Origin of the sequence: Haliscomenobacter sp. (genome assembly GCF_965225875.1) — a bacterium.
Lineage (GTDB): Bacteria > Bacteroidota > Bacteroidia > Chitinophagales > Saprospiraceae > Haliscomenobacter.
In genome coordinates, this window is the sequence record NZ_CBDDBS010000002.1 from 4380554 (window position 1) to 4392881 (window position 12328).

The 12328-nt window shown below is 47.9% G+C and carries 14 protein-coding genes; 7 read left to right on the forward strand and 7 right to left on the reverse strand.

Annotation, left to right across the window (positions count from 1 at the left end; genetic code table 11):
• The first annotated feature begins 8 nt into the window (after window positions 1-8).
• Window positions 9-659: a phosphoribosylanthranilate isomerase gene (locus ACO08K_RS19830; RefSeq protein ID WP_421798157.1), complete on the forward strand. Its 651-nt coding sequence runs from the start codon at window positions 9-11 to the stop codon at window positions 657-659.
• A gap of 3 nt (window positions 660-662) precedes the next feature.
• On the opposite strand, the gene ACO08K_RS19835 is transcribed toward ACO08K_RS19830, so the two are convergent.
• The 4 genes from ACO08K_RS19835 to ACO08K_RS19850 all read right to left on the reverse strand — a co-directional run bounded on the left by ACO08K_RS19835 (window position 663) and on the right by ACO08K_RS19850 (window position 3783).
• Window positions 663-890: a Uma2 family endonuclease gene (locus ACO08K_RS19835; protein WP_421798325.1), complete on the reverse strand. Its 228-nt coding sequence runs from the start codon at window positions 888-890 to the stop codon at window positions 663-665.
• A gap of 124 nt (window positions 891-1014) precedes the next feature.
• A complete protein-coding gene (gene ahcY / locus ACO08K_RS19840; RefSeq protein ID WP_421798158.1) occupies window positions 1015-2325 on the reverse strand; it encodes an adenosylhomocysteinase in 1311 nt (436 codons plus the stop codon).
• A 76-nt stretch (window positions 2326-2401) separates the two neighbouring features.
• The gene (gene pdxH, locus ACO08K_RS19845) at window positions 2402-3046 is read right to left on the reverse strand and encodes a pyridoxamine 5'-phosphate oxidase (RefSeq protein WP_421798159.1); all 645 of its coding nucleotides are present in this window, start codon (window positions 3044-3046) and stop codon (window positions 2402-2404) included.
• A gap of 119 nt (window positions 3047-3165) precedes the next feature.
• The gene (locus ACO08K_RS19850) at window positions 3166-3783 is read right to left on the reverse strand and encodes a nucleotidyltransferase family protein (protein ID WP_421798160.1); all 618 of its coding nucleotides are present in this window, start codon (window positions 3781-3783) and stop codon (window positions 3166-3168) included.
• A 75-nt stretch (window positions 3784-3858) separates the two neighbouring features.
• Here ACO08K_RS19850 and ACO08K_RS19855 point away from each other — a divergent pair, with 75 nt between their 5' ends.
• The 5 genes from ACO08K_RS19855 (at window position 3859) to ACO08K_RS19875 (ending at window position 9524) form a co-directional block, all read left to right on the forward strand.
• A complete protein-coding gene (locus ACO08K_RS19855; protein WP_421798161.1) occupies window positions 3859-5271 on the forward strand; it encodes a type IX secretion system plug protein domain-containing protein in 1413 nt (470 codons plus the stop codon).
• Between the two features lie 103 nt (window positions 5272-5374).
• Complete coding sequence (locus ACO08K_RS19860; protein ID WP_421798162.1) at window positions 5375-6808, forward strand: TolC family protein; 1434 nt, start codon at window positions 5375-5377, stop codon at window positions 6806-6808.
• Window positions 6809-7003: 195 nt separating this feature from the next.
• Window positions 7004-8422, forward strand: coding sequence for an efflux RND transporter periplasmic adaptor subunit (locus ACO08K_RS19865; protein WP_421798163.1), 1419 nt, complete (start codon window positions 7004-7006; stop codon window positions 8420-8422).
• Window positions 8423-8615: 193 nt separating this feature from the next.
• Window positions 8616-9194: a TIGR04282 family arsenosugar biosynthesis glycosyltransferase gene (locus ACO08K_RS19870; RefSeq protein WP_421798164.1), complete on the forward strand. Its 579-nt coding sequence runs from the start codon at window positions 8616-8618 to the stop codon at window positions 9192-9194.
• Window positions 9195-9293: 99 nt separating this feature from the next.
• Window positions 9294-9524: a hypothetical protein gene (locus ACO08K_RS19875; protein WP_421798165.1), complete on the forward strand. Its 231-nt coding sequence runs from the start codon at window positions 9294-9296 to the stop codon at window positions 9522-9524.
• Between the two features lie 8 nt (window positions 9525-9532).
• On the opposite strand, the gene ACO08K_RS19880 is transcribed toward ACO08K_RS19875, so the two are convergent.
• The 3 genes from ACO08K_RS19880 to ACO08K_RS19890 are packed head-to-tail and all read right to left on the reverse strand — an operon-like array spanning window position 9533 to window position 10991.
• Complete coding sequence (locus ACO08K_RS19880; RefSeq protein WP_421798166.1) at window positions 9533-10177, reverse strand: protein-L-isoaspartate(D-aspartate) O-methyltransferase; 645 nt, start codon at window positions 10175-10177, stop codon at window positions 9533-9535.
• A 2-nt stretch (window positions 10178-10179) separates the two neighbouring features.
• Window positions 10180-10632 (reverse strand): GNAT family N-acetyltransferase, encoded by a 453-nt coding sequence (locus tag ACO08K_RS19885; RefSeq protein WP_421798167.1) that lies wholly within the window; start codon window positions 10630-10632, stop codon window positions 10180-10182.
• Window positions 10629-10991 (reverse strand): diacylglycerol kinase family protein, encoded by a 363-nt coding sequence (locus ACO08K_RS19890; protein WP_421798168.1) that lies wholly within the window; start codon window positions 10989-10991, stop codon window positions 10629-10631. The genes ACO08K_RS19885 and ACO08K_RS19890 overlap by 4 nt, the downstream gene beginning before the upstream one ends.
• 128 nt (window positions 10992-11119) lie before the next feature.
• Between ACO08K_RS19890 and ACO08K_RS19895 the strand changes: the two genes are divergently transcribed.
• The gene (locus tag ACO08K_RS19895) at window positions 11120-12328 is read left to right on the forward strand and encodes a Gfo/Idh/MocA family protein (protein WP_421798169.1); all 1209 of its coding nucleotides are present in this window, start codon (window positions 11120-11122) and stop codon (window positions 12326-12328) included.

The window sequence follows — 12328 nt, forward strand, 5'->3', positions numbered from 1 at the left end:
TTAAAGAAATGTTTCCAAAAGTTAAAATTTGCTGCATTTCCAGCCTTGCAGAAGCCAAAATGGCCATCGAGCATGGAGCTTCGGCCTTGGGACTGGTTGCCAAAATGCCCAGTGGCCCGGGGCCCATCAGTGATGAACTCATTCAGGAAATTGCGGCCAGCATACCACCGCCCATTGCCAGTTTTTTGCTCACCAGCCGCACCAATGCAGCAGAAATTGCCGCGCATCAGCAGGCCGTAGGGACCAATACGGTGCAGATTGTGGATGCTTTGAGTGAAGGTACTTATGCCGACTTGCGTACGGCGCTTCCCGGCATTTCGATTGTGCAGGTAATTCACGTCATCGATGAGCGCAGTGTGGAAGAGGCACTGGAAATTGCGCCCCAGGTGGATGCCCTTTTGTTGGATTCTGGAAACCCTAACCTAGCTGTAAAGGAATTGGGCGGAACTGGGCGGGTACACAATTGGGCACTGAGCCGCCAGATCGTGGAGCAAGCCGCCAAACCCGTTTTTTTGGCCGGCGGCCTCAAAGCGGAAAATGTGCGTGCGGCGATGGATGCAGTACAGCCCTGGGGGATAGATTTGTGCAGCAGTGTGCGGACGAATGGGAGTTTGGATCCGCTGAAGTTGGAGACGTTCTTTAAGGCAGTATATGGATAGACTCTATTTAAAAACCTCTTCCAAATCCAATTCAATCCCCAATTTGGCGTCCTGAAGCTTGTCTTTCCCGGAGAAGATCTGGTACTCGGTTGCTGAATGAAATACATAAATGGTGTACAATGCCGGCAACACCAACCAATATGACAATACCCCGCCAGTAAAATACTCGGCACGTTTAGTCATCAATTCAGATAAATCTTGCTTGGCGGACAGAATCTCGATGGCACAGATTTATTTTTGTCCAATTTACCAAATTACGAGAAAAAATGGAAATTTTTTCCCCAGAAATAGAGAAGTCCATGCCACACAACTGTGACATGGACCTCTTCCTTCCGAACCGAAAACTCGGGTTCGATTAATACCGATAGTACTCGGGTTTAAACGGACCTTGTTTTTCAACGCCGATGTATTCAGCCTGTTCGGTAGTCAATTCTTCCAGTTCTACCCCAATTTTGGCCAGGTGCAGGCGAGCTACTTCCTCATCCAATTCTTTGGGCAGCATGTATACTTTGTTCTCGTACTTGTCACCTTTGGTGTACAGCTCCAATTGGGCCAACACTTGGTTGGTGAAAGAGTTAGACATTACAAAGGATGGGTGACCAGTGGCACAACCCAGGTTAACCAGACGGCCTTCAGCCAACAACAGGATGTCGTTGCCATCGATGTTGTACAAATCTACCTGAGGCTTGATGGTATCTTTGGTGTGACCGTAGTTTTCTTTCAACCAGGCAACGTCGATTTCGTTGTCGAAGTGGCCGATGTTACATACGATCGTTTTGTCTTTCATCACTTTGAAGTGCTCAGGACCTACGATGCGGCAGTTGCCAGTAGCAGTTACTACGATGTCAGCGCGAGGAATTGCGTTGATCATCTTCTTCACTTCAAAACCATCCATGGCTGCTTGCAGCGCACAAATTGGGTCGATTTCAGAAACGATCACCCGGCAACCAGCACCACGCAGAGAAGCAGCGGAGCCCTTACCTACGTCACCGTAACCAGCAACCACTGCCACTTTACCGGCCATCATGATGTCGGTAGCACGGCGGATAGCGTCCACCAGAGATTCTTTACAGCCGTATTTGTTGTCAAACTTAGACTTGGTAACGGAGTCGTTCACATTGATGGCAGGTACTGGCAAAGTGCCTTTGGCTACACGCTCATACAAGCGGTGTACACCAGTAGTAGTTTCTTCAGAAATGCCGCCGAGGCCGTCAACCAATTCGGGGAATTTGTCCAAAACAATATTGGTAAGGTCGCCACCATCATCCAGGATCATGTTGAGTCCTTGGCCGCCTTCAAAAGCGTACAAAGTTTGCTCTACACACCATTCGTATTCTTCTTCAGTCATTCCTTTCCAGGCAAAAACGGGAATTCCGGCTGCGGCAATTGCGGCAGCAGCGTGGTCTTGGGTCGAAAAGATGTTACAAGAAGACCAGGTTACATCTGCGCCCAGTTCCTTGAGGGTTTCAATCAGTACAGCCGTTTGAATGGTCATGTGCAAACAACCTGCAATGCGTGCACCTTTCAAAGGTTTGGACTGGCCATATTTCTCGCGAAGGGCCATCAAACCTGGCATTTCCGCCTCAGCAAGGGTAATTTCCTTGCGCCCCCATTCGGCAAGAGCAATGTCTTTTACTTTGTACTTCAATTGAGTTGCTACCGACATGTGTACTTACTTTTATTAAATTTTTGATTTCGCGGGGCAAAGATAGCTAGTTTTTATAAAAATTACCGCCAAAAGATCAGGGGGCCAATAATTCTTTCACCCACAGGCCTTTCTCCAGGCGGTATCGTACCCGGTCGTGTAGACGGCTACGCCGACCCTGCCAAAATTCAATCAAATCTGGCCGAATCAGATACCCGCCCCAATGAGGTGGGAGAGGTAGAACATCTTCACTAGCATATTGTTGACTTAGGCGTTCCATTTCAGCATCCAACACGGCCCGGTCGGTAATGACTTTACTTTGAGGCGAAGCCCAGGCACCAATCTGGCTGCTTTTGGGACGACTCTGGAAATACTCACGCGAGGTTTCGGTGCTTACCTTTTCAATTTTTCCTTCGATGCGTACCTGGCGTTCCAGGTCATACCAGAAGAAGTTCATCGCCGCGTAAGGATGAGCCAATAGTTCCGCAGCTTTGGCGCTGCTGTAATTGGTGTAAAAAACAAACCCGTTCTGATCAAAACCTTTGAGCAAAACCACCCTGGCCCGGGGCCGCCCTTCCGCGTTGATGGTCGCCAGAGTAAATGCATTGGGCTCTTTTACTTCGGCCCGGATGGCATCGGCAAACCAGTGCTCAAATTGATCAATAGGGTTAGCGGCGGTATCAGCGATGTCGAGTGTAGCGGCAGTGTATTCTTGCCGCAAATCAGCTACATTTTTTATCATGACAGAACAATTGTTGTTAAAGACGCTCCCAAAAAAACTATGAACAATTTTTTTGGACAAAGGATGTCTAATCAGTAGGGCAAAAATACAAATTCAAAGCCCTCCGGGAGGCCATTTTACTACTCCAAGGGGTTGATTTTTGTCAAAAAAGCAGCCCATTCCTCCGGCGTATCCAGATCCAGCGCCCCTTCCGGAAAATCGAGTACTGCCGCCTGATCCCGGTATTTTTGGATCAAGGCCTTGGCTCCCTGCGCCCCATGTAATGCAGTCAATTCAACAAAAAGAGCACTGGTAAACAATGCTGGAACGCCCAAAGTATCCGTGTAGCGGGAAACCACCAAAGGCGCCTGGGTTTGGCTATGTAATTCCACCAAGGCGACTAAAGTATCTGCGTGCAACAATGGCTGGTCTCCCACCAGGATCAAAACCTGTTGGATCGAAGGCTCTTGTTGCAATAAAAAGCCTAGCCCGGTAGCAATAGAGCTCCCCATTCCAGTAGGCCAATCTGGATTAAACACCTTCAGTACTTCTGATCCGGACAATTCGGGCTCAATTTGTCCCCGATTGGCGCCCAAAACCACCACTACTGGCCGAAAAGTTGTGCCCAGAGTAGTTTTTACCGCCCTTTGAATCAAACTTTCTCCGGCTACACGCAGCAGTTGTTTGGCTTGCCCCATGCGGGTTGAAGCCCCGGCGGCGAGAAGGATGATGCCTGTTGTATTCTCAGCCTTTTCCATGCAGATGAATTAAATATGTGGTCTTCACCTTAGTTCAGCGCTTTTTTGCGTTATTTGGGGTGAATATTAGACTTTATGAATAGAAGCTTGCTCAATATGTTACGGTTTTCGATGCTTTTACTCTGTGCTGCTGTTGTATTGCTACAAAGCGCTCATGCTCAGGACCAGACCCTGCGTTACGAAGATTATGTGTACAAGCCCCACATCAAATCGGTCAAATTTACACAAAAAGGACTCTACCTCAGTCAACCCATCTTGGTATTGGAGGGTACAGATCTGCTGGAGCTGGAATTTGACGACATGGAAGCGGATAACAAATCCTACTACTATCGCGTCATTCAATGCGACATCAACTGGAAACCTACGCCCCTCTCTGAGCTGGATTACATTGATGGCTACGCCAATGATTTGCTGCGGGAGTACCACAATTCATTTAAAGCCACAACTTCTTTCTCGCATTACCGCCTCATTTTGCCCAATGAGAATACCCGCATTACCCGCTCGGGCAATTACATTTTGCAGGTTTACGAAAACCTCAACAAAGAAGTAACCGTATTGACTCGGCGTTTCATCGTGCTGGAAAATATGGTTTTTATCAATGCCAAACTGGTTCCTCCTGCTGCGGTAGGCAAATTTAAAACCCACCAGGAAATTGATTTTGAAGTGAGTGTTAACAAATTGCCCATTGGCAATATGCAGCAGGAAATCAAGGCGACGATTCTGCAAAACAACCGTTGGGACAATGCGGTAATCGGAGTCATCCCCAATTTCAACCGGGGCAATAACCTGGTCTGGGATTACCAGGACAAGGTTGTCTTTCCGGCCGGGAAGGAGTTTCGTTGGTTGGACATGCGCAGTTTGTTCATCTATGGTTCTCAAATTGCCACCATCAACCGGGTCAACAATCGGTATGAAATCATCATGAAAGAGGATCAGGTTTTTGAGAGTTCACAGTACTTCCAGATTTTTGACCTCAATGGTGACTATGTCATCGGCAACGCTGACCAACGCGGCATGCGCCTCGATGAAAACCTGCAGCGCCGCAGCAACCAGGTAGATGGTGTCAAACCAAGCCCGGCGGACTGGCGGGATTTGGCCCAGAATGATGCCAACCACTTCAACAACGCAGTGGGTAGCGATTATGCAGAAGTACAGTTTTCACTGAGTATGAATGAGCCTATCGAAAATCAAGATGTGTACCTCGTTGGTCGTTTTAACGATTGGCAAATGATGCCTCAGTACAAAATGACTTTTGACGATGTGCAGCAGGCTTATACTGTTCGTACCCCCCTGAAACAGGGCTACTACAATTATGCTTACGCCACCAAGCCACGCAATGTCAGCACTGCTCCTGCGAGGCTTAGCCCGATTGACGGCGATTGGTGGGAAACCGAAAATGTGTACACCATAATCATCTATTACCGACCTTTTGGTGAACGTTATGATCGGGTCATTGGCATGGGGCAAGTACAGTCCGGCATTCGTTGATCTGCTACTTATCTAGAATAACCGCCTTTTTATATAAAAATTTCTGCCTTTCGCGGGTGCTTTTCTAGTATTGCAGTGTGTTAAAATTTTTAAGAAAAGCATCATGTCAAACTTCGCCAAACTGAGCTTGGGTGGAATCCTGGGATTGCTACTTTGTACAGGCCTAAACGCCCAACAGCGCTGGAGCTTACAACAATGTGTGGAATATGCCACCAAAAACAGCATTTCCATCAAACAAGCCCAAAACCAAATCAATAACGCTGCCCTTGCGCTCAAGCAAAATCAGGCCAACCGGCTTCCACAAATTAACGCTTCGGTTGGTGGGAACATACAGTTTGGTCGTACCATCGACCCTACCACCAACTCCTTTAACTCCCAAAGTATCACAAGTAATAGTTTGTCGCTTTCGGGAGGCATTCCGCTGTACAATGGAGGCAGGATCAAAAACAGCATCGTCCAAAGTCGCATCGACATGGAAGCCATCCGTTACGATGCTGCAACTGCGGCCAATACCCTTGCCCTAACTGTGGCGGCTAATTATTTGAATGTATTGTTGGCGGAGGAACAACTGGCCATTGCCAAGACTCAACTGGATCAATCGCGTTTGCAGTTGGCACAAACCGAAAAATTGATCGAGGCAGGCTCTCGCCCGCGCAATGAACGCCTGGATGCTTTATCTCAAGTTGCGTTGAACGAACAAACCGTTGTTGACGCTGAAAACCAGGTGATCTTGCGTTACCTTTCCCTCAAACAACTGATGCTGCTCGATCCTGCTCAGGAGTTATTGATCGAACGTCCGGAAATAATTATTCCAACGAGTGCAAATCCTGATGCTTTTGTGCTAGATGAAATATACAATGGTGCCCTGGGCACTCAACCTCAAATTTTAGCAGGGCTCAAACGCCGGGAAAGCGCTATGATCGGGATTGATTTAGCCAAATCGGGGATGTTGCCGTCTCTTTCTCTCTTTGGCAACCTGAATGCATACGCTTCCAGTCGAGCCTATAATTATGGCTTCCGAAGTCAAAGAATCAGCCAAACTGCTTTTTTTAATGGCCAACCCGTTACCTTCGAGATAGAATCTCAAATCCCGGAACAACTGGGCAGACAAGCCTGGGCCGACCAGATCAATCAAAACTTTGGTCAAAGCATCGGTATGCAATTGTCTATCCCTATTTTCAACAACAACCGCAACCGCATCAGCATGGAGCGGGCCAAAATCAATGTTGCTGGCGTTGACTTAAACAACGAGCAAGCCAAACAACAGTTGAAAACAGACATCCAAACGGCCATTGCCAATGCCCGAGCTGCTCGTCGTTCTTATATCGCGGCTCAAGCCGCCGAGGAAGCTTCCCGACTGGCTTTTGAGAATGCTCAACAGCGCTTCGACATCGGTGCTGCTAACCAACTGGATTTCAACACAGCGCGCAACAATTTGTCCCGGGCTCAAATGGACCTGACCCGTGCCAAATTCCAATACATCTTCAACCTCAAGCAGGTTGAATTCTACCAAGGCCGTCAAATCACCCTGAACTAAGGCAACCCACGGTTTTAACCGTGGGAGCCACACAGCTCCACCCCACGAATTTATTCGTGGGAACCACAACGCAACCCATAGCTTTAACTATGGGAGCCACCTATGCCCCAACCCACGAATTTATTTGTGGGACAAAAAACACAACCCACGGCTTTAGCCCTGGGACAAGCACAACATCCTCAACAACGAAAAATCATGGCAAAGAAAAAACGCAATAATTGGCTCATCTACGGATTACTCGCCCTCCTGGTCGTTCTGGTAGTTGTTGCAGCCATCCAAGCCCGCAATAAGCCTAAAGGTGAAAAAGTAACCGCTGAAAAAGCTGAACTGCGCACCATCAAGGAAGTAGTAGCCGCCAGCGGCAAAGTTTTTCCACAAACGGAAGTCAAAATCAGTTCTGACGTTTCCGGGGAAATTGTAGAACTGTTTGTCAAAGAAGGCGATTCAGTGCGCATTGGCCAGGTTTTGGCCCGCATCGACGCCGATGTATACCAATCTCAGGTGGAACAAGGGATGGCTTCACTGAACCAGGCCAAAGCCCAGGAAGCCAATGCCCGTGCCCAGATTGAAAGCCAGCGTGGCCAAAGAGAGCAAATCCTGGCTAATCTGGAAAACGCGCGGGAAATCCACAAACGCAATGAAAAATTGTACAAAAACGGCGTAATCTCCGAAGCGGATTTCCAAGCCTCCCTGTCCAATATGCGTGCACTGGAAGCCAATATGAAGGCATCTGAAGCGGGCATTAAGTCAGCCCAGGAAAGTGCCAATGGGGCTCGATTCTCGATCCAAAGTTCGGAAGCAACCCTCAAACAATTGCGCACCAGCCTCAAGCGGACCACCATTTATTCCCCTACCAATGGCATCATCTCGATGTTGAATGTGGAAAAAGGCGAACGGGTGGTAGGTACCATTCAAATGGCGGGTACCGAAATGATGCGCATCGCCAACCTGAATAACATGGAGGTACGCGTGGATGTAACCGAAAACGACATTCCCCGCGTAAAACTGGGCGACCTGGTGGATGTAGAAGTTGATGCTTACATTGGCCGTAAGTTTGTAGGTCGGGTAACTGAAATTGCCAACTCTTCCTCCAACTCCGCCGCTGCTGCATTGACGAGTGATCAAATCACCAACTTTGAAGTGCGCATTGGCATCGATCCAAGTTCTTACAAAGATTTGGTTGAACCGCGCAAGCGTTACCCATTCCGCCCAGGTATGTCCGCTTCGGTAGAGATCAATACCATGACCAAAACCAATGTGTTGACCATTCCAATTCAAGCGGTGACTACCCGTGAAAAGGATGAAAACAAAAGCAAAGCTAAAGTGGTACGCAACAGCAGCGGCGAAGATGAAGTGATCCAGGACATCACTGAAGACGACCTCAAGGAAGTGGTTTTTGTCATTGGCAAAGGTGACTCGGTGAGCATCGCCGAAATCAAAACCGGTATCCAGGACGACAACTACATTGAAGTGACTTCCGGGATTAAAAAAGGAGATGAGGTCGTTTCCGGACCTTATTCCGTCGTTGCCCGCAAACTCAAAAAAGGGGATGTGGTGCGCAAGGTGAAAGAAGATGAGCTCTTCTCGGATGGGAAGAAGAAGAAAGACGAATAAGGAAATCAAGTATCACCTCAAGTTTTTCAAACATAAGGCCAAAGCGACATCTATCTAGCACAAAGGACGCAATGGCAGCACAAAGGGCACAAAGTTAGACGTAGACAACGCCTTCTTTGTGCCCTTTGTGCTTATTTTTTGTTTTGAGGTGGCATTAAAACCCAAGGCTAATTCACCTTTATTTTGGTAATCTATGAGCGTAATTATTTTTATCAAAAATCCGGCTTTAGGCAAAGTAAAAACCCGCCTGGCTGCAAGCATCGGTGACGAAGCCGCTCTGGCAGTTTACCACAAACTCTCCCAACGTGCCCGCGAAGTGGCTCTGGCTCTGGATGTTCCCCGCTATTTGTTCTACAGCGATTTTATCGACGCCAATGATGCCTGGGACAATACCCTTTTTATCAAAAAACAACAGGCAGGGCAAGACTTAGGCGAACGGATGCACCTGGCTTTTGTGGACACCCTACAAACTTCCTCCAAAGCAGTTATCATCGGTAGCGATTGCCCCTTGTTGACCCCAGAAATTGTGCAGTTGGGGCTCGATCAGCTTGGACAATATCCTTTTGTGTTGGGCCCAGCTCTGGATGGTGGATACTATTTGCTGGGTATGCGAAAACCTGCTCCTGAACTTTTTGAAAACATGGAATGGAGCACAGAGGATGTAGCAAAAATCACCCTGGAGCGGATCGCTGAAAGCGGGGCCTCCTGTTATTTGTTGCCTGCATTGCCGGACATTGATGTGGAGGAAGACTGGCAAAAATATGGCTGGTGATCTTTCGTCTTAACTTTGAAAGATTTGATCGAAAATTCAAACATTGTAGTTGCACGTCTAGGGCGATTTACTTATTCTTGTTGGAAAATACTGCCTAAAATGATCCAAAACAAAGTTTTGAAACCCCTAATCATAGGCTTTAGCGTCGTGGTGCTTTGCTACATCCTCTTTGTTGACCTTTTCTTCTACAAGTGGGTGGAACAACAGCCGAAGGAAACCGTCCGCCTGATCCAGCGAGGACATGGTTTTGCCATGTTGTGGATCAGCATTCTCTGCTTTTATTCTTTATACCAAAAACTTGCAAAAAAAGAAGCTTCAATTCAACATTAGAACACTATTCACTCATTCAGCCCCTCCACAAAAGGCACAAATCGAAACGGTCCCAGCGGCTCATCCTCGTACAAATTCTCAGCAATGCGTCGCACCCGAACCATCGTCTGCTCCTCTTCTCCTACCGGGATCACCATCACTCCGCCAAGACTCAACTGATCCCGCAAGGCATCCGGAATAAACGGAGCTCCTGCCGTAACGATGATCCGATCGAAGGGAGCATACTCCGGCATTCCCTTATACCCATCACGAAAGAACAAGCGGATTTGGGGAAAACCAATGGCGGGCAAAAAAGTCTTCGCTTTTTCGTACAAGTCTTTTTGGCGTTCAATGCTGTACACCCTTCCACCCAAAAGGGCCAGGATACAGGCCTGATACCCCGATCCTGTACCTACTTCCAATACTTTTTGGCGCTTTTCTACCTCCAATAATTCGGTCATGTAAGCAACAGTGTAGGGCTGAGAGATGGTTTGTTCGTTGCCGATAGGGAAAGCTTTATCCTGATAAGCGTGTTCTTCAAAAGCTTTATCCAAAAAATAATGCCGAGGTAGCGTTCCGATTGCCTCCAGCACTTTTTCATTTTTAATGCCTTTTTTGCGCAAGCCTTCCACAAGTTGGCGGCGCATCCCTTTATGTCGATAAGTATCTTGCATTTTTAGTTTTTCAACATGGGGATATGCGGAATACCATCTTCCAGATATCCCTCGCCGCATTGGACGAAGCCCAAGGATCCATAAAACTTCTCAAGGTAAGCCTGTGCACCAATTTTGATGGCCTGTTGCCCAAATGTAGCGTACAACTGTTCGATGCTGTATTCCATCAATTTCCGCCCCCAACCGCCGCCTCGTGAGGCCGCGGAAGTCACTACCCGGCCAATTGAAGCGTATTCCGGGTAGGCAATGCCCTTGTCCAACAAACGGGTATAGGCATGCAATTGTCCATTGGAATCATACCCAAAACAATGGTAGGCAATTTGGTCTTTGCCATCTGCATCCAGAAAGGCGCAATTCTGCTCAACGACAAAAATCTCCTGCCGCAGCACCATGCTGTCGTAGAGCTCTTTCAAACTCAGGTCATCAAAATGTTTACAGGTAAAACTCAGGTTCATAGAATCAAAGCTACAATTTTTGGTCCAAAAATAAATACCGCTACTGCGACGGCAGCAAAAGCCGTAATCAACACTGCACCCGCCGCCACATCTTTGGTTTTGCCGGCCAACTCGTGGTAATCGGGTGAAACCAAATCAGTCAGAAACTCCAGTGCCGTGTTAAATCCCTCTGCGGCCAGCACAGAGCCGATTGTCAACGCCAGCATAGCCCATTCCAAAGCCGATACTTCAAGGTACCATGCCGCCACAATTACCAGAGCTGTAGCCAGTAAATGAAAACGGGCATTGGCCTGGGTCTTGATCAACAGGGCAATCCCCTTAAAGGCGTACCTGAAACTGGCAATGCGTTTTTGCAGCATAACTAAAAATTTATTTGGCAATCGTAGTTAGAAACTTAATTTTCTTTGGAATACTCTGGGCTTCTTTCTATTTTCCCGCTCGTAAAAGCCAAGCACTTAGTCTACCGAAAGTTTGCAAACCTTAATGTATGAACACCCATAAGATCTGCATGCTGGGCACCGGTTTAATCGGTACCTTTTATACCATGACTTTGCATAATCTGCGCGGTCGTGATCGCGTCCATGCCATCTATTCCCGCAGTCAGGAACGCGCCGACAAGTTCGCGAAAGAATGGGGAATTCCCAAAACTTATACCAATCTTGCTGCTGCTATTGCAGATCCAGACATCAATGTGGTCGTCATTGGCCTACCCAACGATCAGCACCTGGAAGCGGTCAAACTATGTGCCGAAGCTGGCAAAGCTGTCCTTTGCACCAAACCACTTGGCCGCAATGCCGCGGAAGCAAAGGAGATGTTGGACATCGTCGAAAAAGCAGGAATTTTTCACGGTTATCTCGAAGATTTGGCCTATACCCCCAAAACCTTAAAGTCGCTGACCGCCGTCAAAAATGGTGCCCTGGGTCGTATCCTTTGGGCTCGCTCCCGCGAAGCCCACCCTGGCCCTCACAGTGACTGGTTTTGGAACAAAGATATGGCTGGCGGTGGTGCCATCGTGGACCTTGGTTGCCATTGCATCGAGATTGCCCGCAATTTCATTGGCAAGGAAGTTAAACCCCTCGAAGTAATGTGCTGGGCTGCAACCCAGGTCAAACCCATCGACGCCGAAGACAGCGCAATTGGCCTGGTCAAATACGCCAATGGTGCCATAGGCCAGTTTGAAGTAAACTGGAACTATCGCGGTGGTATGGATTTGCGGGATGAAGTAGCCGGAACTGAAGGTAACATTCGCCTCGATCACTTTTTACGCACTGGTTTTGAGTTGTATACAGGTGTAGGTCTGGGCGGCTATGTCGCCGAAAAAGCGGAAAGTGAAACCGGCTGGATGTTCCCGGTCGGCGATGAAGTGCACGAGTTGGGCTACCCGCATATGTTTGCCGACATGTTTGATTGTATGGATAGTGGGGCCGCGCCAATGGAGTCGTTTTATGACGGCTACATCGTCAATGCGATTATTGATGCCTGTTACAAATCAGCCCAAACAAAACAGTGGGAACCCGTACAACTCGATGTTTGGCGGGGCTCTAATGACATTACAGAAGGTGCGCAATACGAGCACTACGATGAGCAATACTACCTCATCAAAACCGAAATTCTGCCGGATGAACGCAAAAAGATCATCCTGAAGGACAAAACCACGGGTGAAATCACACAAAAAGTAATTGATAAAGCAGAATAA